Origin of the sequence: Micromonospora sp. NPDC005194, assembly GCF_040608335.1 — a bacterium.
Lineage (GTDB): Bacteria > Actinomycetota > Actinomycetes > Mycobacteriales > Micromonosporaceae > Micromonospora.
On record NZ_JBEXIA010000015.1, the window covers coordinates 110,351 to 129,740 of the forward strand.

The following is a 19,390-nucleotide window of genomic DNA, read 5'->3' on the forward strand; positions in this document are numbered from 1 at the left end:
TCTCCGCTTCCTCAGGTGGTGGGAACGCCGAGTCGGTCGAGCAGGTGGCGGCGCAGCGCGCCGAAGCCCGGGTCGTCCGGCGTACGGGTGGGTGTCAGGTCGACGGGCAACTCCGCGGCGATGCGGCAGCCGTCGAGGAGCAGGATCCGGTCGGCCAGCAGGAGCGCCTCCTCCACGTCGTGGGTGACCAGTAGGGCGGCGAAGCCGTGCTCGGCGCGCAGTCGGCGCAGCAGCACCTGCATCCTCAGCCGGGTGAGCGCGTCGAGAGCGCCGAACGGTTCGTCGAGTAGCAGCAGGTCCGGTTCGCGGACCAGGGCGCGCGCGACGGCCACCCGCTGCGCCTGCCCGCCGGACAGCTCGGCCGGCCAGGCCCGGTGCCGCTCGGCCAGCCCGACCTCGCGCAACGCCCGATCGATCCGACCGGCGGTGTCCGGGCCGGACAGGCCGAGCCCGACGTTGGCCGCCACCCGCTTCCAGGGCAGCAGCCGGTGTTCCTGAAAGACCACGGCGGCGGTGCCGTGCACGACGGTGTCGCCGCTGGCGTCGCCGTCCAGGCCGGCGAGGATGCGCAGGAGGGTGCTCTTGCCCGAGCCGCTGCCGCCGAGCAGGGCCACCACCTCGCCCCGCGCGATGGTCAGGTCGACCCCGGCCAGCACGACCGTCGGCCCGAAGGACCGGCGGATCGCGTGGGCGGTCAGCACCGGGGTCGCGCCGATCAGGTGGCCCGCAGTCCGCGTCGCCATGTCAACATCCTCCTCTCCGCAACGCGCAGGGCAAGGTCGGATATCAGCCCGAGCAGCGCGTAGACGAGCAGGCCGAGGACCACGACGTCGGTCTGGCTGAACTCCCGCGCCTCCATCATCAGGAAGCCGATGCCGGTCTGAGCGTTGACCTGCTCGCCGACGACGAGGCTGAGCCAGGCCGCCCCGATCGCGAGGCGCAGGCCGAGAAAGAGCGACGGCAGCGCGCCGGGCAGCACCACGTGGCGCAGCCGGGCGGCCTGCCCGAGCCCGCAGGCGCGGGCCGCCTCCACCAACCGTTCGTCGATGTCCCGGATGCCGGCGTAGGTGTTGAAGTAGATGGGAAAGAACGCGCCCAGGGCCACCAGGCTGATCTTCAGCGACTCGCCGATGCCGACCCAGATGATCAGCAGCGGCACGAGGCCCAGGTGCGGCAGCATCCGGGCCATCTGCACCGGCGGGTCGACCAGGTCGTCGCCGAGTCGCAGCAGCCCGGCCACCGTGCCCAGGACCAGCGCCAGGACGCCGCCGATGAGCAGCCCCGCTCCGGCCCGGGTGAGGGAGTCCACGAGGTGGACGGCGAGCGTTCCGTCGCGGGACAGTCGCCAGCCGGTGGCCAGCACGTCGCTCGGCGCGGGCAGCTTCTCCGGCGCCAGCACCCCGGTCCGGGCGGCCAGTTCCCAGCCCAGCACCAGCACGAGCGGGCTGACCAGCCGCCGCCACCGCCGGGTCGACCGGGGGCGCCCGGGGTCGGGCGGCGCGACGGCCGCGGCTTCGGGCGGCGTTTCCAGCAGAGGTGTACGGCTCACTGGAACACCGCGCTGAAGCGGTCGTCCAGCCGGCTCCTGATGTCGACCGGGCCCGGTATGAGGTCCAGCGCGATGAAGCTGTCGGTGATCGCCTGGAGTTCGTCGCCGATGGCCGGGGTGATCGGGGCGAGCGGCTTGGCGCTGCGGTCCAGGGCGCGGCTGGTGACGTCCTGCGGGATCTTCAGCTCCGGCGCCAGCGTGCTGGCCCGCTCCTGCGGGTTCGCGATGCCCCAGTCGGTCACCTCGCGGTAGCGCTGCAGGAACGCCCGGATGTCGTCCGAGCGCTGGGCGACCGCGTCGGGGGCGGCCAGCACGTACTCGCGGTTGCTCGCCAGGCCGGTCGCGTCGGCGAGCACCCGGACGCCCGGCTGCTCGGCCAGCGCGAAGTACGGGTCCCAGATCACCCAGGCGTCGACCTGCCCGCTGTCGAACGCGGGCCGCCCCTCGGCCGGCTTGAGGTACGTGACCTTGATGTCGTTCAACGTCATCTTGTTGGCCTGCAGCAGCCGGACCAGCAGCCAGTGCACGTTGGAGCCCTTGTTGAGGGCGATCGTCCTGCCCTTGAGGTCGGCGAAGCTGCGGTAGCCGCTGTCGGCCTTGACCAGCACCGCCTCGCCCTGCGGGATCGGCGCCGAGGTGCCGATGATGGAGAACGGGATCTTTCCGGCGGCGGCGAAGACGGGTGGCGCCTCGCCGACCTGTCCGATGTCGATCGAGCCGGCCTTGAGCGCCTCGGTGAGCGCCGGCCCGCTCTCGAACAGCGACCACTCGACGCCCGGGGTGCCACCGCGGGCCTTGACCAGGCTGAGCCCTCCGAAGCGCTGGTAGCCGACCCGTAGCTTGCCGGCGTTGCCTCCGGCGTCGGCGGGCCCGCCGCAGGCGCTCACGCCGGCGGTGGCGAGCAGGACCACGGCGGTGAACGCGGCCGTCAGCAGACGGCGACGCGGGGGATGACTCGTCGAGGGGGTGCGCATGGTGGCTCCTTGGGTCGGGCAGGTGTGCCGGGCCGCATCGACCGGCGTGGGTGACCGTGCGCGGTAGCCTACTAACCCGATAGGTTTTATGGGTAGGCTGTCGGCGGGATCGTCCCACACCTCAGGAGGTGCCGCCTCACCGCGCGCGCCGCCCGCACCCGCTCCGCCGCGCACTGGAGGAAAGAGCCCCGATGACCCTCACCTTCCACTGGTTCCTGCCCACCAACGGCGACAGTCGCGACATCGTCGGCGGCGGCCACGGCGTACCGACCGGAGCCGCCGGTGGTGCCCGCCCGGCCAGCGTGGCGTACCTCGGGCAGATCGCCCGCAGCGCCGAGCAGCTCGGCTTCGTCGGCGCGCTCACCCCGACCGGCGCGTGGTGCGAGGACGCCTGGCTGTCCACGGCGATGCTCACTGAGGTCACCGAACGCCTCAGGTTCCTGGTGGCCTTCCGGCCCGGCCTGACCTCACCCACCCTCGCCGCCCAGATGGCCTCGACGTTCCAGCGGCTGTCCCGGGGCCGCCTGCTGCTCAACGTGGTCACCGGCGGCGAGTCGCAGGAGCAGCGGGCGTACGGCGACTTCCTGGACAAGGACGCCCGGTACGCGCGGGCCGACGAGTTCCTGCACGTCGTCCGCGCGTTGTGGCGGGGTGAGACGGTCGACCACCACGGCACGCACCTGCGCGTCGAGCAGGCGCGGCTGCACCGGCTGCCCGACCCGGTGCCGCCGGTCTACTTCGGTGGCTCGTCCGCCGCCGCCCTGCCGGTGGCGGTACGCCACAGCGACGTCTACCTCACCTGGGGCGAGCCGCCGGCCCAGGTCGCCGACAAACTGGGCCGGGTGCGGGCGCTGGCCGCCGACGCCGGCCGGGAGCTGCGGTTCGGCATCCGGCTGCACGTCATCGCCCGGGACACCGCCGACGAGGCGTGGGCACAGGCCCGCCGCCTGCTCAACGGCATCGCCGAGGCCGACATCCGGGCCGTGCAGGACGGGCTACGCCGCAGTGAGTCCGAGGGGCAGCGCCGGATGCTCGACCTGCACGGCGGCTCCCGCGACAGCCTGGAGGTCTCACCCAACCTGTGGGCCGGCGTCGGACTGGTCCGGGGCGGCGCGGGCACGGCGCTCGTCGGCAGCCACAGTGAGATCGCCGACCGGATCGCCGAGTACCACGCGCTCGGCATCGACGAGTTCATCCTCTCCGGCTATCCGCACCTGGAGGAGGCGTACTGGTTCGGCGAGGGCGTCCTGCCGATCCTGCGCGAGCGCGGACTGTGGCGGCACCCCGACGGCCAGCCGGGTCCGGCGGACGCCGTCGACATCCCCTTCGCCGGGACGTCGACACCCCGCCCGGCGCCGGAGCCCGCGGCGGCCCGCTGACCGGCCCACCCGCGGTTGTGGGCGCCCCGGCGGGCATCGTCGGCTTGTCGTGGCGTGCTAAGACGGAGGCACATCCGCGACCTGGTGGTGATCGCGTGGACGAATGGGCAGCCGACGCGCCCGCACCTGTAGACCCGCCGCTGCCGCGACGAGCGCGGTCGCGGCTGGCGGACGTGTTCGACGACGACCTGGTCGAGGTCGCGGACGAACGCCCGCCGTATCAACGTCGGTGGTCTGAACCACCCGCTGATGAGGACCTACCGTTCGGTGACGAAGAGCCTGACAGCACGCGGGCCGACGTCGATTGGTCGGACGCCGGCAACCCGGTCGACGCGGTAGATGTCGCCGACAAGCCGGATGCGGTGCCGTGGTGGGTCACCCGAGGGGAACAAATCAGCGCGACGACGCTGTCCAACCACAAGAGGGAGCGTGGGCACAGGCTGCACGGTTTTGCCGTCGGCTACGACACATTCTGGGATCACGTCGACGATGATCTAATGTTCGTGGTCCCCACGGTACGAGCCGCCGAGCTCGCACTGGCCTGGCGGCACTGCGCGCTGCGCTCACTGTGGACGCCAGGACTGCTACCGCTCCTGTTCGGCGCGGTGGTGGCCGCCGTCGCGGCGTTCGGCATCGTCGGTGGGCCATTGGCTCACCGGCTGGTGGCCTTCGCCACGAGCCTGCTGTTCGGGTTCATCGTCGCGCTGGTCGTCTCGCGCCTCGCCATCCAGTGTCGCGGCGTGGCCGTCGTCGGCGGCGCCGTGGCCGCGGCGTGCGTCGCGGTGTCGACCGTCCCGACGATCCACGGGACTCGCTGGTACGACGTCCTGGTAGGGCTCGCGTTCGCGGGTGCTGGGCTGCTCTTCGTCGCGCTGTGGCCGATCGTGCGGGAGTGGCGCATCGAGCGGGACCACTGGACCCGTCCCGACGTGGCCCTGATCGCCGCTCTCCTGGAGTTTGCCGACTGGGTCGAGTTGAATCCGGCAACAGAGGACCGGCGTCGTGCCGTGGAGGCCCTGGACCGCGCCGCCACCACGTTCGAGTTCGCGTGGCACCGCGTCAACCGGACGGGTGTCGACGTCACCGACCGGCAGTTGCGTGCCTGGGCCGGCCGGATCCGCGCCGAGACCCGGGAGCTGCAACGGTGGTGCGCGTTCGGCGCTCCATCGAAGGTCTACCTGCTCCTGCGCACCTACCTGCTCATCCAGGCGATCGTCAACCGCTACTCCCTCGACGACCACGAGGAGAGCTGGGTACGGCACGGGAGCTGGCGTCGGCCACCGACGTCGGCGATCGCCCGGCTGTGGGTACGCGGCAGGCGGTCCGCTCGGTACGTGCGCCAGTGCCTGCTCGCCGCCGTCATCGCCAGCGTCGCCCTGCTGCTGCTCGCGGTCACGGTGTGGAGCGCCGTGCCGACCTTCGTCGGCGTGCACATCTCCCGTGACCTCGGCTCGGCGCTGAACTTCGACCCGACGATGCGGGTGTTCGTCGCCACGATCAGCGTGTCGTTGTTCGCGGTGGCCGGGCGCGCGTTCACCCACCGGCACTGAACCGACGAGTCGGTGCGTGGTCGACAGGACACGTCCTAGTCGGAACGGCCGGCCCGACCACGGGCGACCCGGCGTGCGGCGAGGCTCACCGCCGTACTGCCCACCGCCATCCCGACCAGCACCAGGACCGCCCCGACGACCCACAGTCCGCTGTCGTCGCGCGACGCGGCCTGGCGTGACCAGGCAGCGGTGAAGGCGACAGTCATCACGGGGGCCACCAGCCACGGGCTGAGTCGCCACGCGGCCAGGGCGGCCAGCAGCACGAGCGTCAGCACGCAGCCGATCACCTGCCACGGCTCGTACGGGCCGCTGGTCGCGCCGGTCCGCGCGTCGACCGTGTAACCGGTGTCCCAGCCCAGCCAGAGCAGCCACACCCCGACCGTGGCCACCGCCAGGAACAGCGCACCGAACAGTGCGTGCGTACGCCTCATCGCCGTCATCGGGCGATCATCTCCCGCAATGACTCGCGCGGGAATGAGTACGCGTACCTGTCGACAGCCCGGCGTCAGGCCCCCGTGGCGTCCCACACCACGACGTGGACGACGAACGCCTGATCCGCCCGGGTGGTGGTGATGGTGGCGAACCCCAACCGCCCCTCGGAGGTACGGAAACAGAAGTCGGCGCCGTCCGTGAACGAGTCCCGCGCCGACCCGGTGGCCGACGCGACGCAGCCCGCGTACGCCTGGGCGGGGTTGCCGCCGGAGTACGGGTACACGTTCGGCGCGTTGGCGACCTGGATGTTGTCCGAGCGCACCTGCCCCCAGTCGTGGTACAGGTCCAGCCCATCGGTCGCACCGTTCGAGTGGTGCGCGACGACCTGCTGATCGGGCTGGTCGACGTCGACCGCGGCGGCGCGGGGCAGCACGACGTTTCGGTCCACGAGGGTGCGGGGCGCGTCCGGGTCCGTCGCCGTCGTACCCCCGGTGGTCGGGGTGGCCTGCCCCGCGGACGGCGTGGCGGGGTCGGTGGCCGGCGGGGGCGCGGCGGCCGACGTCCCCGTCGGGGAGCCGGCGGTGGGCGGCGACGTCGACTGGCGGTTGAGCTGGGTCGCCACGACACCGCCGAGCAGCAGGCAGCCCAGCGCCAGCAGAGCGACCGCGAGACGGGTCCGCCGATACCACAGCCAGAACCCGGCGAGCAGCAGGACCGCGGTGAGGGTGAGGACGAACAGCAGCACGTCCCGGCGCAGCACGCTCTCCACCGCGGTCACCACACCGAGGACGTTGGCCGCCACGCCGATCACGGCGAGCGTCCGGATCCGGTGATCGCCGCTGCCGCTGCCACTCGTTGCGGACGGCGTGGCCGACTCTCCCAACACGTGCCTCCACTGTGGACGTCGCGCGACTGCGCGGGAGCGGGCGGGACGACGGGACGGACCCGCCCTGTCATGATCCCATCGACGCGCTCGTGCGCCAGGCGCCGCACACCGCGAGCATGTGCGGGGGGCGAGTCGGCTATCCGACGGGCCGTGGCGTCGCCGCTGATCCCGAACGGACTGTTGCCCCTGCCGGTGACAATCCTCTACGGTCTGCTCAAGCGGTGGGCGGTGCGGTCCGCATCCGACCGGACACCGCCGGATGCCCGTCGCGCGGGCCGGGATGGTGGAGTCCCGGGCCACCCCGTCGACGGTGGTTCCGGCGGTCGTGTGACTCCAGCTCGTCCCCGGGTGACTGCTGCCCGGCGCGGCTCCGTACGGGGCCGACGGCGAGCCGGACACGCCGATCCCCACCGGAGAGTCCCGTGTTCCTCAGCCCGCACGAGCAGGACCGCCTGCTCGTCCACGTCGCGGCCGATGTCGCCCGCCGCCGCCGCGAACGCGGCCTGCGCCTCAACTACCCCGAAGCCGTCGCGATGATCACCGCCTTTCTGCTCGAAGGCGCCCGCGACGGTCGGTCGGTGGTCGACCTCATGTCGGCCGGTCGGAGCGTGCTCGGCCGCGACGACGTCCAGGACGGCATCCCCGAGCTGCTGAGGGAGGTGCAGGTGGAGGCGACGTTCCCGGACGGCACCAAGCTCGTGACGGTGCACCACCCGATCCCGTGATCCCGGGGGAGATCCTGCCGGCGGCCGACCCGGTCGAGATCAACGCGGGCCGGCCGGTGACCACCCTGGTCGTGGTCAACACCGCCGACCGGCCGGTGCAGGTGGGCTCGCACTACCACTTCGCCGAGACCAATCCGGCCCTGACCTTCGACCGGGTCGCGGCCTGGGGGCAGCGCCTTGCCGTACCGGCGGGCACCTCGGTCCGTTTCGAGCCGGGCGTGAGCCGCAGCGTGGACCTGGTCCCGCTCGGCGGCGCGCGCGTCGTGCCGGGCCTGCGCGGGGAGTGCGCCGGGCCGCTGGACGAGGCGTTCCCGGCCGCGCCGACCACAGACGCGCCGACGACAGACGCGCCGACAAATGAGGCGCCGACGAGCGAGGCGCCGACTAGCAACAGGCCGGCGCGATGAGCGCCGTGCGGCGGGACCGCTACATCGACCTGTACGGGCCCACCACCGGTGACCGCATCCGGCTGGCCGACACGAGCCTGCTGATCGAGGTGGAGACCGACCACTGCGTCGGCGGCGACGAGGCCGTCTTCGGCGGTGGGAAGGTGATCCGCGAGTCGATGGGGCAGTCGCGGGCCACCCGCGCCGAAGGAGCCCTCGACACCGTCATCACCGGCGCCGTCGTGCTCGACCACTGGGGTGTGGTCAAGGCCGACGTGGGGCTGCGCGACGGGCGGATCGTCGCCCTCGGCCGGGCCGGCAACCCGGACACCATGTCCGGCGTCCACCCCGACCTGGTCATCGGCCCGGCCACCGAGGTGATCGCCGGCAACGGCCGGATCCTCACCGCCGGCGCCGTCGACACCCACGTGCACTTCATCTGCCCGCAGATCGTCACCGAGGCGCTCGCCAGCGGCGTCACCACACTCGTCGGCGGCGGCACGGGCCCTGCCGAGGGCACCCGGGCCACGACGGTCACGCCCAACGCCTGGCACCTGGCCCGGATGCACGAGGCGCTGGACACGCTGCCGGTCAACGTGCTGCTGCTCGGCAAGGGCAACACCGTCTCGCAAGAGGCGCTCTGGGAGCAGCTACGGGCCGGCGCGGGCGGTTTCAAGCTGCACGAGGACTGGGGCACCACCCCGGCGGCGATCGACGCCTGCCTGCGGGTGGCGGACGCTTCCGGGGTCCAGGTGTCGATCCACACCGACACCCTCAACGAGGCCGGATTCGTGGCCGACACGTTGCGCGCGATCGGCGGGCGGGCGATCCACTCGTACCACACCGAGGGAGCGGGAGGCGGGCACGCGCCGGACATCATCACGGTCGCCAGCGAGCCGAACGTGCTGCCGTCGTCGACCAACCCGACCCGCCCGTACACCCGCAACACACTCGCCGAGCACCTGGACATGCTGATGGTCTGCCACCATCTCAACCCGTCCGTGCCGGAGGATCTGGCCTTCGCCGAGAGCCGGATCCGACCGTCCACCATGGCCGCCGAGGACCTGCTGCACGACCTCGGGGCGATCTCCATCATCGGCTCGGACGCGCAGGCGATGGGCCGGGTCGGCGAGGTGATCCTGCGGACCTGGCAGAGCGCCCACGTCATGAAGGAGCGGGTGGGCACGCTGCCGGGCGACGGCGCGGCCGACAACCACCGCGCGCGACGGTACGTGGCGAAGTACACCATCTGCGCGGCGATGGCCAACGGGCTGGAACGGGAGATCGGCTCGGTCGAGCCGGGCAAGCTCGCCGACCTGGTGCTCTGGGACCCGGCGTTCTTCGGCGTACGACCGCACCTCGTGCTCAAGGGCGGCATGATCGCGTACGCCCAGATGGGTGACGCCAACGCGTCGATCCCCACCCCGCAGCCGATGCTGCCGCGCCCGATGTTCGGGGCGTACGGGGTCGCGGCGGCCGCCACCAGTCTGACGTTCGTCGCGCCTGCGGCCCTGGACGCCGGACTGCGCCTGGACGTGCGGCGGCGGGTCGTGCCGGTCGCCGACGTGCGGTCCCGGGGCAAGGCCGACCTGCCGGAGAACAACGCGATGCCGCACATCGAAGTGGACCCGGACACCTTCACCGTGCGGATCGACGGCGAGGTGGTGGAGCCGGACCCGGTGCCCCACCTGCCGATGGCCCAGCGGTACTTCCTGTTCTGATGGCGACGTCGAGCCTGCTCCTGCTGCTGGCCGACGGGCGCTTCCCGGCCGGCGCGCACGCGCACTCCGGCGGCCTGGAGGCGGCCGTCGCCGCCGGCCGGGTCAGCGACCTGGCCTCGTTGGAGTCGTTTCTGGTCGGCCGGCTGACCACCGCCGGGCTGGTCGGCGCGGCGTTCGCGGCGGCGGCACACCGGGTGGCGCTGCCCGCCTGCGGCACCGCAACCGAACCAGCCCAGGCCACCGCACGGTCGCTCGGACGCGGCCACCCCGCCGCCCGGCCGGGTGCGCCAGCCGATTCCGCGGACCGGTCGCGTGCGCCGGCCGATTCCGCCGTGCGGTCGCGTGCGCCGGCCGATTCGGCCGCGCGGTCGGACGCCCTGGCCCGGCTCGACGCGGAGCTGGACGCCCGGACCGCCGCCCCGGCGCTGCGCGCGGTGTCCCGCCGCCAGGGACGGGCGCTGCTGCGCGCCGGACGGGCCATCTGGCCGCAGGCGCCGTTCGGTGACCTGCCCGCTGCACCCGGGGGAGCGCACCAGCCGCTGGTGCTCGGGCTGCTCTGCGCCGCCGCCGGATTGAGCCGCTCCGAGACCGCAACGGTCGCCGCGTACGGGACGGTGACCGGTGCGGCCAGTGCCGGCGTACGTCTGCTCGGCCTCGACCCGTACCAGGTCCAGGCCCTGCTGGTCGGCCTCGCCGACCTCTGCGACGGCACAGCCGCCGACGCGGCCCGTGCCGCCGACGACCCACCCGAGCGGCTGCCGGCCGCCGCCGCCCCGCTCGCCGACATCTCTGCCGAAGTCCACGCCACCTGGGAGGTGCGTCTCTTTGCGTCCTGACGCTGTTGAGCCGACCGATGTATCCGCCGCTGCACCCGCTGCCGGGCCGCCGCACGACGAGACCGTTCCGCACACCCATCCCGAACCGGGGGTGGACCCGCACCCGCAGCTGGAACGGTCGGGCCGAGCGCTGCGGGTCGGCATCGGCGGGCCGGTCGGGTCCGGTAAGACCGCGCTGGTGGCCGCCCTGTGCCGGGCGTTCGCCGACGAGTTGCGGCTCGGCGTGGTGACCAACGACATCTACACCACCGAGGACGCCGACTTCCTCAAGCGGGCCGGCGTCCTGGACCCGGCCCGGATCCGCGCCGTGGAGACCGGCTGCTGCCCCCACACCGCGATCCGCGACGACATCGGCGCCAACCTCGACGCCGTGGACGAACTGGCCGAGGCGCTCGGTCCGCTGGACCTGGTGCTGGTGGAGAGCGGCGGGGACAACCTCACCGCCACGTTCAGCCGGGGCCTGGTCGACCGGCAGATCTTCGTGGTCGACGTGGCCGGCGGGGACAAGGTGCCGCGCAAGGGCGGGCCCGGGGTCACGTCCGCCGACCTCCTCGTGATCAACAAGACCGACCTGGCGCCCATGGTGGGCGCCGACCTCGCGGTGATGGACCGGGACGCGCGGGCCCGGCGTGGCGACCTCCCGACCGTCTTCCTGTCGATCGTCGGCGACCCGACGGCGGGTCGGGTCGCCGACTGGATCCGCCACGAGTTGGCCCACCACGCGGCCCTGCACCCCGTCGCCCCGCCGGCCGGCCCGGCCTGATGCGAGCGTTCGCCCGGCTGGTGGCCCGGGCCGACGGCCGGGGCGGCACTGTCCTGACCGAGCTGCACGGCGAGACGCCGCTGCTGTTGCGGCAGACGCCGGGCGACGGTGGCGTCGCGACCGTGCACGTCGTGGGCGGGGCCGCCGGCCCGCTCGCCGGCGACGACCTCCGTCTGGAGATCGACGTGGGGCCGGGAGCGGCGGTACGGGTGCACAGCGTCGCCGCGTCGGTCGCCCTGCCCGGCCGGCCCGGCGCGGTGTCGCGGATGGCGGTGCGGGCGGTGGTGCACGACGGCGCCGCGCTGCACTGGCTGCCCGAGCAGCTCATCGCGGCGGCCGGCTGCGCCCACCTGGCCGAATCCCGGATCGAGCTGGCCGCCGGGGCGAGGCTGAGCTGGCGGGACGAGTTGATCTGCGGCCGGTACGGCGAGTCGCCCGGCGGTGCGGTCGTGCACACCCGGGTCGACTACGACGGCCGGCCGCTGCTGCGCCAGTCGTTGGCGGTGGGACCGCAGGCGCCCGGCTGGGCCGGCCCCGCCGTGCTCGGCGGGGCGCCGGCCACCGGCTCGTTGCTGCTGGTGGACCCGTCGCGGCCCGCCGAGCCGGCGACGGTCGACGGGACCGTCGCCCGACTGCCGCTGGCCGGGGGCCCGGCGACACTGTGGACCGCGACCGCCCCCGACGCGCACACCCTGCGCGCCCACCTCAGCGGGTAGGTGGACCCCTGTTGTTCGGCATCTCGGCCCATCAGGGGTGGGCAGCCTCCTATCCTCGAGGGGATGTGCCAACCGGAGCGACCGCCGTTCGGATGACGGCTCACAGGAGGCCGTGATGAGTGGGAAAGATCGCCCCGAGGGCATCAGCCCGACAGCCGTGGAGGGCGCGCCCGGGCTGTGGCGTGTCGATCTCCAGCGACACGATCTCAGTATCGAGGGCCGCGAGGTCATCCAGAGTCGGGTGGAATTCACGCCGGACTCACCGCCGTTCAAGCACTTCCATCCCGGCGAAGAGATCATCTGCGTACTCCAGGGATCGCTGGAGTACACCCTTGAGGGCCAGCCACCGGTGGTGTGCAACGTCGGTGACGCTCTCACCGTGCCGTACGGCGTCCATCACCAGGCACGCAACGTCGGCGACGGCGTCGCCGTCGAACTGGCCACGTACGTCGTCGAGAAGGGTAAGCCGCTTCTCACCAAGGTGGAGTGACCCGCCGAGATCGGGTCAGTGGCGCGGACCGGCTGCGTCGGCGTGGTCGCGGCGACGGGTCGGGTCGAGGCGGGCGATCAGGTCGTCGAGGTGGTCGATCAGGGCGGGGTCGGCCGGTACGCCCAGGTCGGCGAGGCTGGCCCGAATCCGCTCGTCGAGGCGGGCGTGTTCGCCGCGGCCCCGGGCCGTCAGGTAGGCCCGGATGCGTCGGCGGTCCAGGGGGTCGATCCGCCGGAAGACGAGGTTGCGGTCGACGAGCTGGTCGACCAGCTTGGTGAGGGTGCCCGGCGGGAGCGACGCCTCAACGGACACCTCGCTCATCGGGTGACCCTGACCGTCGGCGAGCAGGCAGAGCACCCGCCACGCCTCGGTGGTCAGCTCGTCGTCGGCCAGGACGGCGCCCAACCGGCGGGAGAGCAGCCGTTCGGCGCGGGTGAGCGAGCGCAGCAGGTCGGCTGGCGCCCCGGGCACGTCTGACATGGATCTCCCTGGTGCGGTGGCCCTGCCATGGTACCGAGTCGTCCCGGTCCGTGGTGAGCTCTGGTCTTCCGAGGTGGGCCGGGCAATCATGTGCTCATGTCCGCGCCGGCACCGCCGTGGCTCACCGTCGATCGGGCCGTGGTCAGCATTGCGCTGGTCTATCCGATGCGCGGGCCGGCGGGAATGTTCGGCCCGACCTGCGAACTCTGCGCCCAGCTCGCGGTCGAGGAGATCAACGCCTGTGGCGGGGTGCTGGGTTGCGAGGTGCGGCTGGTGCCGGTCGACGGCGGCGCCCCGCCGGCCGAGGTGGCCGCCGAGGTCGAGGCGCTGGTGTCGGTGGGCGCCGTGCAGGGCGTGACCGGTTGGCACATCTCCTCGGTGCGGCAGGCGCTGGCGCCCCGGGTCGCCCACCGGGTGCCGTACGTCTACACCGCCCTGTACGAGGGCGGTGAGCGTACCGAGGGAGTGTTCCTGACCAGCGAGACACCGGACGCCCAGCTGTGGCCCGCGATGCGGCTGCTCGCCGGGGAACAGGGCGTACGCCGCTGGTTCGTGGTCGGCAACGACTACGTGTGGCCACGGCGCACCGCGCGGGCCGCCCAGCGGTACGCGGTGCGCGGCGGTGGGCGGGTGGTGGGGCAGGCGTTCCTGCCGTTGGAGACGCACGACTTCGACGACGTGCTGCGCCACATCGAGCGCAGCGAGGCCGACGCGGTGGTGATGCTGCTCGTCGGCGCCGACGCGGTGCGGTTCAACCGGGCGTTCGCCCGCGTCGGGATGGATCAGCGCTGCCTGCGACTGAGCACCCTCATGGACGAGAACATGCTGCTGGCCAGCGGCGTCGGGGCGACGCGGCGGCTCTACAGCACGGCGGGCTTCTTCGCCGGCCTGGTGACCCAGGAAAATCTCGACTTCCACGGTGAGTTCGCCCGCCGGTTCGGGGTGGAGGCGCCGCCGCTGGGCAGCCTGGGGGAGTCCTGCTACGAGGGCGTGATGCTGCTCGCCGCCCTGATCGGGCAGGCCCGCACCCTCGACGTGCGGGCGATCGAGACGGCCGCCGACACGGTGGCGTACCACGGGCCGCGCGGTCGGCTGCGGCTGCGACGGCGGCACGTGCGTCAGCGGATCTACCTCGCCGAGGCAGACGGTCTCGACTTCACGGTGCTCGCCCAGCTCTGACCGCCGCCTCCGGCCCTTGACAGCCCCACCCGGCTCGACCCTAAGATGCTTCCTGCGTGAAGTATCTGGCCGAGGGCCGGATACCGCGAATGTGTGTCCACCGTTGGCGCAATCTGTTCGCCGACCATTGTGGTGGCCATTCTTCCTCGGAATTTCCCAAGGCCGGCGCCGTCTCCGACTGACGGTGTCGGCCATTGTGGTGTGCGCCTTCGAACGGGCGCGGGAAACAGTCAATTAAGGACTGGGAAACACTCACGCAATCAAGCCGGTCGACGCTTTGCGTGCCCGTACCCGATGCGATGACCCCAGGCGGCGTCCACCCGTCGACCTCGGCATCGCCCACTCAGCTCCACCGGACCGCACCGACCGTCCATTCGTCACGTGAGTGCACCGCAGGGAGAATAGATGTCACTTCTTTGGAGCCGCCGCATCCTGGCGGGCACCATGACCGTCGTCGCCGCGGCCGCGCTGAGCGCGTGCGGCAGCAAGACCAGTGACGAGGGCGGCGCGGCCGGCGTCACCGCCGATGTCTCCGGCGACACCGTCAAGGTGGGCCTGCTCAACTCGCTCTCCGGCACCATGGCGATCAGTGAGGTCACCGTCCGCGACTCCATCATGCTCGCCGTCGAGGAGATCAACGCGGCCGGCGGCGTGCTCGGCAAGAAGATCCAGCCGGTCGGGGAGGACGGCGCCTCGGACTGGCCGACCTTCGCGGAGAAGGCCGAGAAGCTCATCTCCGAGGACCGGGTCGCCGCCGTCTTCGGCTGCTGGACGTCGGCGAGCCGCAAGGCGGTCAAGCCGGTGTTCGAGAAGAACAAGGCGCTGCTGTTCTACCCGGTGCAGTACGAGGGGTTGGAACAGTCACCCTACATCTTCTACACCGGAGCGACGACCAACCAGCAGATCGTTCCCGGGCTCGACTACCTCAAGGCCGAGGGGGTGAAGTCGGTCTATCTGGTCGGCAGTGACTACGTGTTTCCCCGTACCGCCAACAAAATCATCAAGGCGTACGCGGCCGCGAACGGGATGACCGTCGCCGGTGAGGACTACGCGCCGCTCGGGTCCACCGAATTCGGCACGATCGTCAACAAGGTCAAGTCGTCCGGCGCGGATGCCGTGTTCAACACCCTCAACGGCGACAGCAACGTGGCCTTCTTCAAGGAGTACAAGTCGGCCGGCCTGACCGCCGCGGCGATGCCTGTGGTGTCGGTGTCGATCGCCGAGGAGGAGGTCAAGGGCATCGGCACCCAGTACCTCCAGGGCCAGCTCACCGCCTGGAACTACTACCAGACCACGCCCGGCGCGGCGAATGAGAAGTTCGTGGCCGCGTACAAGGCGAAGTACGGCGCGGACAAGCCGACGAGCGACCCGATGGAGGCCGCGTACGTCAGCGTGTACCTGTGGAAGGCGATGGTCACCAAGGCCGGCGCGTTCGACGTCGAGAAGGTCCGTACCGCCTCCGACGGGATCACCTTCGACGCGCCGGAGGGCCTGGTCACCGTCGACGGGAAGACCCAGCACATCGCCAAGACCGCCCGGATCGGCAAGATCGGCGCCGACGGTCTGATCACCGAGGTGTGGAACTCCGGCAAGCCGGTCGCGCCGGACCCGTACCTCAAGACCTACCCGTGGGCGAGCGGCCTGAGCTGACGACGCCGGCCCGGGCGGCGCGCGCCTCGCGGCCCGCCCGGGCCACCCGACGAGCAATACGGAGTACCCACCGTGACAGTCCTCTTCGGTCAACTCTTCACCGGCATCAGCATCGGCGCGGTGCTGCTGCTCATCGCGCTCGGGCTGGCGCTGACCTTCGGCCAGATGAACGTCATCAACATGGCGCACGGCGAGTTCATCATGGCCGGCGCGTACACCACGTACGTCCTGCAGCAGAGCATCACCGGCGCGGGCCTGTCGCTGCTGGTCGCGCTGCCGGTGGCGTTCGTGGTCGCCGGCACGATGGGTGTGCTGCTGGAGATCCTGCTGATCCGCCGGCTCTACGCGCGCCCGCTGGACACCCTGCTGGTCACCTGGGGTGTGTCGCTGATGCTGCAACAGCTCGCCCGCGACGTCTTCGGCAGCCCGAACGTGCAGACCCGCGCACCGGACCTGCTGACCGGCAACGTGGCGTTGCCCGGCGGGCTGACCATCGCCAACAACCGGCTGTTCATCCTGGCCCTGGCCCTGGCCGCCGTCGCGGCGCTCACCCTGGCGCTGCGGCTCACTCCGCTCGGGCGCCGGATCCGCGCGGTGGTGCAGAACCGCGACCTCGCCGCGGTGTCCGGCATTCCCACCGCCCGCGTCGACCGGACGACGTTCTTCCTCGGCTCCGGCCTGGCGGGGCTCGCCGGGGTCGCGCTCACCCTCCTCGGCCCGATCGGCCCGACCATGGGCACCAACCTGATCATCGACGCCTTCCTGGTCGTCGTGGTCGGCGGGATCGGCCAGCTCAAGGGCAGCGTGATCGTCGCCTTCGCCCTCGGCGTGCTCCAGGCCACCGGGGAGTACCTCACGACCCTCAGCGTCGCCAAGGTGATCGTGTTCGTGGCGATCGTCGCGTTCCTCCAGTGGCGGCCACAGGGCCTGTTCACCCTGCGGACCAGGAGCCTCGCATGACCGCCGTGACGCCCGCCCCACCGGACATCGCCGTGCGACCGGCACCCGCTGGCGCCGTACCGCCGAACCCGCCGGGGGGACGGTCGCGGCTGCGCGCGGCGGCGGGCTTCGCGTTCGGCGCGGCGCTGCTGTTCGCCGTGGCGCCGCTGGTGCTGTCGGACTTCCGGCTGGCCCTGCTCGCCAAGTACCTCTGCGTCGCCATGGTCGCGGTCGGCATCGGGATCGCCTGGGGCCGGGGCGGCATGCTCACCCTGGGCCAGGGCGTCTTCTTCGGCCTCGGCGGCTACGCGATGGCCATGCACCTCAAGCTCGCCGACGCGGGCCCGGGTGGGATGCCCGACTTCATGCAGCTGTACGGGCAACTCGACGAGCTGCCCCTGTGGTGGCGGCCGTTCGCCAGCCCGTGGTTCGCGCTGCCCGCCACGGTGCTGCTGCCGATGGTGGTCGCCTTCGGGCTCGGCTCACTGGTCTTCCGTCGGCGGGTCCGCGGCGCGTACTTCGCCATCCTCAGTCAGGCGCTCGCCGCCGCGATGGTGATCCTGCTGATCGGCCAGCAGGGCACCACGGGCGGCACCAACGGGCTGACCGACATCAAGGGCTTCTTCGGCTACGACCTGGACGACCCGGTCAACCAGCGGATGGTGTACTTCATCATCGCCGGGGCGCTGCTGGCGTTGCTCGTGCTGGCCCGTCAGCTCATCCACAGCCGCTACGGCGAGCTGCTGGTGGCGGTCCGCGACGGCGAGGAGCGGGTCCGCTTCCTCGGCTACGACCCGGCGTCGGTCAAGCTGGTGGCGTACGTGGTCGCGGCCGGTATGGCGGGGCTGGCCGGGGCGCTGTTCGTGCCGGCGGTGGGCATCATCTCGCCCGCGCTGATCGGGATCGTCCCGTCGATCGAGTTCGTCATCGGGGTCGCGGTGGGTGGCCGGGCGACGCTGCTGGGCCCGGTGCTCGGCGCGGTGGCGGTGGCCTGGGCGCGTACCGCCCTGTCGGAGCGTTTCCCGGGCACCTGGACGTACCTGCAGGGGTTGCTCTTCGTGGTCGTGGTGGCGTTCCTTCCCGGCGGCCTGGCGTCGCTGTGGGCGCTGGCCCGCCGCCGCGACGGCGGCCCGGAGCCGAGCCGGCGCGGGTGGTCACCACTGGGTCGACGTCGCGTCGAGCGGACGGAGGTGCCGGCGGCATGAGCGAACGCACCGAGCGCAGCGAGGGCCGTGAGCGCATGCCCAGCCAGCGCGGCATGAGCGGCGAGCGGCTGGACGGCCTGTCCGTCCGTGACGTGCGGGTCAGCTTCGACGGCTTCACCGCCGTCGACGGCGTCTCGCTGGAGGTGCCGGCCGGCGACATCCGGTTCCTGATCGGCCCGAACGGCGCCGGCAAGACCACCCTCGTCGACGCGGTCACCGGCCTGGTGCGGGCCACCGGCTCGGTGCGGTTCGGCGACCAGGAGCTGCTCGGCCGCCCGGTGCACCGGATCAGCCGGCTGGGCATCGGGCGGACCTTCCAGACGTCGACGGTGTTCGAGGAGCTGTCGGTCGTGCAGAACCTCGACATCGCGGCCGGCGCCCGGCGGAGCTGGGTGACCCTGGCGCGGCGCCGGCGGGGGATCCCCGACGAGGTGGCCGCCGCGCTGGAGACCATCGGCCTGACCGGGCGGGCCGACCAGCTCGCCGGGACGCTCGCGCACGGCCAGAAGCAGTGGCTGGAGATCGGGATGCTGCTGGTGCAGGACGCGCGGCTGCTGCTGCTCGACGAGCCGGTCGCCGGGATGAGCCACGAGGAGCGCGACGCCACCGGCGCGCTGCTGGAGACGGTGAGCCGGGACCGCACGGTGGTGGTGATCGAGCACGACATGGACTTCCTGCGCCGGTTCGCGCGCAGCGTCACGGTGCTGCACGCGGGGAAGGTGCTCAGCGAGGGCACGGTGGCGCAGGTCCAGGCGGACCCGCGCGTGCAGGAGGTCTACCTTGGCCACCCGGTCGCCGCCGGGTCGGCCCCCAGCCCTCTGGAGGCATGATGCTGACCCTGCGCGGGGTGCACGCCGGATACGGGCGTTCAAGGGTGCTGCACGGGGTGGACCTGGCCGTCCCGCCCGACGGGGTGGCCGCGGTGCTCGGGCACAACGGCGCCGGCAAGAGCACCCTGCTGCGGGTCGCGGCGGGTCTGCTGCGACCCAGCGCCGGCACCGTCGAGCTGGACGGCGAGGACGTCACCCGTCTCGCGCCGCACGAGCGGGTGGAGCGCGGGATGGCGTACGTCCCGCAGGGCCAGCAGTGCTTTCCGCACCTGACCGCCGCGGAGAACCTGCGCCTGGTCGCCGACGGCCGGCGCGACGGCGCGGTGGCCACGGCGGAGGTGCTGGACCTGTTCCCGGCGCTGCGCCCGCTGCTGCGCCGACGGGCCGGGCTGCTCTCCGGCGGCCAGCGCCAGCAGTTGGCCATCGCCCGCGCGCTGATCACCCGGCCCCGGCTGCTGATGCTCGACGAGCCGACCGAGGGCATCCAGCCGTCGGTGGTCGCGGAGATCCAGGAGCGGATCGTCGAGCTGACCCGACAGCCCGGCTTCAGCGTGCTGCTCGTCGAGCAGCACCTGGGTTTCGCGCTGCGGGTGGCGAACCGCTACCACGTGCTGGAATCCGGTCGGGTCACCTCGGACGGCGACGGCGGAGTCACCGCGGAGCGGGACGTCCGGGCGGCCCTGGCGGTCTGACCGCACCC

The 19,390-nt window shown here is 72.4% G+C and carries 21 protein-coding genes; 15 read left to right on the plus strand and 6 right to left on the minus strand.

Going from position 1 to position 19,390, the window contains the following annotated elements:
* Nucleotides 1–11: 11 nt before the first annotated feature.
* The 3 genes from ABZU53_RS15855 to ABZU53_RS15865 are packed head-to-tail and all read right to left on the minus strand — an operon-like array spanning nucleotide 12 to nucleotide 2,523.
* Nucleotides 12–743 (minus strand): ABC transporter ATP-binding protein, encoded by a 732-nt coding sequence (locus ABZU53_RS15855; RefSeq protein ID WP_355066506.1) that lies wholly within the window; start codon nucleotides 741–743, stop codon nucleotides 12–14.
* Complete coding sequence (locus tag ABZU53_RS15860) at nucleotides 716–1,549, minus strand: ABC transporter permease subunit (RefSeq protein WP_355066507.1); 834 nt, start codon at nucleotides 1,547–1,549, stop codon at nucleotides 716–718. Before ABZU53_RS15860 ends, ABZU53_RS15855 begins: the two co-directional genes overlap by 28 nt.
* Nucleotides 1,546–2,523, minus strand: a complete 978-nt coding sequence (locus ABZU53_RS15865; protein ID WP_355066508.1) for an aliphatic sulfonate ABC transporter substrate-binding protein — start codon at nucleotides 2,521–2,523, stop codon at nucleotides 1,546–1,548. The genes ABZU53_RS15860 and ABZU53_RS15865 overlap by 4 nt, the downstream gene beginning before the upstream one ends.
* A 191-nt stretch (nucleotides 2,524–2,714) precedes the next feature.
* On the opposite strand from ABZU53_RS15865, the gene ABZU53_RS15870 reads away from it, so the two are divergent.
* Both ABZU53_RS15870 and ABZU53_RS15875 read left to right on the plus strand, forming a co-directional pair.
* On the plus strand, nucleotides 2,715–3,902 hold the full coding sequence (locus ABZU53_RS15870; RefSeq protein WP_355066509.1) for an LLM class flavin-dependent oxidoreductase: 1,188 nt from the start codon (nucleotides 2,715–2,717) through the stop codon (nucleotides 3,900–3,902).
* Between the two features lie 95 nt (nucleotides 3,903–3,997).
* Complete coding sequence (locus ABZU53_RS15875) at nucleotides 3,998–5,452, plus strand: hypothetical protein (RefSeq protein WP_355066510.1); 1,455 nt, start codon at nucleotides 3,998–4,000, stop codon at nucleotides 5,450–5,452.
* A 35-nt stretch (nucleotides 5,453–5,487) separates the two neighbouring features.
* On the opposite strand, the gene ABZU53_RS15880 is transcribed toward ABZU53_RS15875, so the two are convergent.
* Together ABZU53_RS15880 and ABZU53_RS15885 are read right to left on the minus strand one after the other, a co-directional pair.
* Nucleotides 5,488–5,892: a hypothetical protein gene (locus tag ABZU53_RS15880; RefSeq protein WP_354860535.1), complete on the minus strand. Its 405-nt coding sequence runs from the start codon at nucleotides 5,890–5,892 to the stop codon at nucleotides 5,488–5,490.
* Nucleotides 5,893–5,957: 65 nt separating this feature from the next.
* On the minus strand, nucleotides 5,958–6,770 hold the full coding sequence (locus ABZU53_RS15885; RefSeq protein WP_354860533.1) for a hypothetical protein: 813 nt from the start codon (nucleotides 6,768–6,770) through the stop codon (nucleotides 5,958–5,960).
* A gap of 422 nt (nucleotides 6,771–7,192) precedes the next feature.
* On the opposite strand from ABZU53_RS15885, the gene ABZU53_RS15890 reads away from it, so the two are divergent.
* The 7 genes from ABZU53_RS15890 (at nucleotide 7,193) to ABZU53_RS15920 (ending at nucleotide 12,407) form a co-directional block, all read left to right on the plus strand.
* Nucleotides 7,193–7,495 carry an urease subunit gamma gene (locus tag ABZU53_RS15890; RefSeq protein WP_354860532.1) on the plus strand — a complete coding sequence of 101 codons (303 nt, stop codon included), beginning with the start codon at nucleotides 7,193–7,195 and terminating at the stop codon, nucleotides 7,493–7,495.
* Nucleotides 7,492–7,902 carry an urease subunit beta gene (locus ABZU53_RS15895; protein WP_354860531.1) on the plus strand — a complete coding sequence of 137 codons (411 nt, stop codon included), beginning with the start codon at nucleotides 7,492–7,494 and terminating at the stop codon, nucleotides 7,900–7,902. The genes ABZU53_RS15890 and ABZU53_RS15895 overlap by 4 nt, the downstream gene beginning before the upstream one ends.
* Nucleotides 7,899–9,602, plus strand: a complete 1,704-nt coding sequence (locus ABZU53_RS15900) for an urease subunit alpha (protein ID WP_355066511.1) — start codon at nucleotides 7,899–7,901, stop codon at nucleotides 9,600–9,602. The genes ABZU53_RS15895 and ABZU53_RS15900 overlap by 4 nt, the downstream gene beginning before the upstream one ends.
* Entirely contained in the window at nucleotides 9,602–10,438 is an 837-nt protein-coding gene (locus ABZU53_RS15905; RefSeq protein WP_355066512.1) for an urease accessory UreF family protein, read from the plus strand. Before ABZU53_RS15900 ends, ABZU53_RS15905 begins: the two co-directional genes overlap by 1 nt.
* Nucleotides 10,439–10,529: 91 nt before the next feature.
* On the plus strand, nucleotides 10,530–11,201 hold the full coding sequence (ureG, locus tag ABZU53_RS15910) for an urease accessory protein UreG (RefSeq protein WP_355066526.1): 672 nt from the start codon (nucleotides 10,530–10,532) through the stop codon (nucleotides 11,199–11,201).
* Entirely contained in the window at nucleotides 11,201–11,917 is a 717-nt protein-coding gene (locus ABZU53_RS15915) for an urease accessory protein UreD (protein WP_355066513.1), read from the plus strand. The genes ureG and ABZU53_RS15915 overlap by 1 nt, the downstream gene beginning before the upstream one ends.
* A 115-nt stretch (nucleotides 11,918–12,032) precedes the next feature.
* The gene (locus tag ABZU53_RS15920; protein WP_354860647.1) at nucleotides 12,033–12,407 is read left to right on the plus strand and encodes a cupin domain-containing protein; all 375 of its coding nucleotides are present in this window, start codon (nucleotides 12,033–12,035) and stop codon (nucleotides 12,405–12,407) included.
* A gap of 15 nt (nucleotides 12,408–12,422) precedes the next feature.
* On the opposite strand, the gene ABZU53_RS15925 is transcribed toward ABZU53_RS15920, so the two are convergent.
* Nucleotides 12,423–12,887, minus strand: a complete 465-nt coding sequence (locus tag ABZU53_RS15925) for a MarR family transcriptional regulator (RefSeq protein WP_355066514.1) — start codon at nucleotides 12,885–12,887, stop codon at nucleotides 12,423–12,425.
* Nucleotides 12,888–12,983: 96 nt separating this feature from the next.
* Between ABZU53_RS15925 and ABZU53_RS15930 the strand changes: the two genes are divergently transcribed.
* The 6 genes from ABZU53_RS15930 (at nucleotide 12,984) to urtE (ending at nucleotide 19,382) form a co-directional block, all read left to right on the plus strand.
* Entirely contained in the window at nucleotides 12,984–14,066 is a 1,083-nt protein-coding gene (locus tag ABZU53_RS15930; RefSeq protein ID WP_354860651.1) for a substrate-binding domain-containing protein, read from the plus strand.
* Nucleotides 14,067–14,471: 405 nt separating this feature from the next.
* A complete protein-coding gene (gene urtA / locus ABZU53_RS15935; RefSeq protein ID WP_355066515.1) occupies nucleotides 14,472–15,716 on the plus strand; it encodes an urea ABC transporter substrate-binding protein in 1,245 nt (414 codons plus the stop codon).
* A 72-nt stretch (nucleotides 15,717–15,788) separates the two neighbouring features.
* Nucleotides 15,789–16,676 (plus strand): urea ABC transporter permease subunit UrtB, encoded by an 888-nt coding sequence (gene urtB, locus ABZU53_RS15940; protein WP_355066516.1) that lies wholly within the window; start codon nucleotides 15,789–15,791, stop codon nucleotides 16,674–16,676.
* Nucleotides 16,673–17,860, plus strand: coding sequence for an urea ABC transporter permease subunit UrtC (urtC, locus tag ABZU53_RS15945; protein WP_355066517.1), 1,188 nt, complete (start codon nucleotides 16,673–16,675; stop codon nucleotides 17,858–17,860). The genes urtB and urtC overlap by 4 nt, the downstream gene beginning before the upstream one ends.
* Nucleotides 17,857–18,690: an urea ABC transporter ATP-binding protein UrtD gene (urtD, locus tag ABZU53_RS15950; RefSeq protein ID WP_354860658.1), complete on the plus strand. Its 834-nt coding sequence runs from the start codon at nucleotides 17,857–17,859 to the stop codon at nucleotides 18,688–18,690. Before urtC ends, urtD begins: the two co-directional genes overlap by 4 nt.
* Complete coding sequence (gene urtE, locus ABZU53_RS15955) at nucleotides 18,687–19,382, plus strand: urea ABC transporter ATP-binding subunit UrtE (protein ID WP_354860659.1); 696 nt, start codon at nucleotides 18,687–18,689, stop codon at nucleotides 19,380–19,382. Before urtD ends, urtE begins: the two co-directional genes overlap by 4 nt.
* The last annotated feature ends 8 nt before the right edge of the window (nucleotides 19,383–19,390 follow it).

Coding starts and splice junctions, on each gene's coding strand:
- ABZU53_RS15855 (WP_355066506.1), bottom strand. CDS start 743: ATGGCGACGCGGACTGCGGGCCACCTGATCGGCGCGACCCCGGTGCTG.
- ABZU53_RS15865 (WP_355066508.1), bottom strand. CDS start 2,523: ATGCGCACCCCCTCGACGAGTCATCCCCCGCGTCGCCGTCTGCTGACG.
- ABZU53_RS15870 (WP_355066509.1), top strand. CDS start 2,715: ATGACCCTCACCTTCCACTGGTTCCTGCCCACCAACGGCGACAGTCGC.
- ABZU53_RS15880 (WP_354860535.1), bottom strand. CDS start 5,892: ATGACGGCGATGAGGCGTACGCACGCACTGTTCGGTGCGCTGTTCCTG.
- ABZU53_RS15900 (WP_355066511.1), top strand. CDS start 7,899: ATGAGCGCCGTGCGGCGGGACCGCTACATCGACCTGTACGGGCCCACC.
- ABZU53_RS15905 (WP_355066512.1), top strand. CDS start 9,602: ATGGCGACGTCGAGCCTGCTCCTGCTGCTGGCCGACGGGCGCTTCCCG.
- ABZU53_RS15915 (WP_355066513.1), top strand. CDS start 11,201: ATGCGAGCGTTCGCCCGGCTGGTGGCCCGGGCCGACGGCCGGGGCGGC.
- ABZU53_RS15920 (WP_354860647.1), top strand. CDS start 12,033: ATGAGTGGGAAAGATCGCCCCGAGGGCATCAGCCCGACAGCCGTGGAG.
- ABZU53_RS15925 (WP_355066514.1), bottom strand. CDS start 12,887: ATGTCAGACGTGCCCGGGGCGCCAGCCGACCTGCTGCGCTCGCTCACC.
- ABZU53_RS15930 (WP_354860651.1), top strand. CDS start 12,984: ATGTCCGCGCCGGCACCGCCGTGGCTCACCGTCGATCGGGCCGTGGTC.
- urtA (WP_355066515.1), top strand. CDS start 14,472: ATGTCACTTCTTTGGAGCCGCCGCATCCTGGCGGGCACCATGACCGTC.
- urtC (WP_355066517.1), top strand. CDS start 16,673: ATGACCGCCGTGACGCCCGCCCCACCGGACATCGCCGTGCGACCGGCA.
- urtD (WP_354860658.1), top strand. CDS start 17,857: ATGAGCGAACGCACCGAGCGCAGCGAGGGCCGTGAGCGCATGCCCAGC.
- urtE (WP_354860659.1), top strand. CDS start 18,687: ATGATGCTGACCCTGCGCGGGGTGCACGCCGGATACGGGCGTTCAAGG.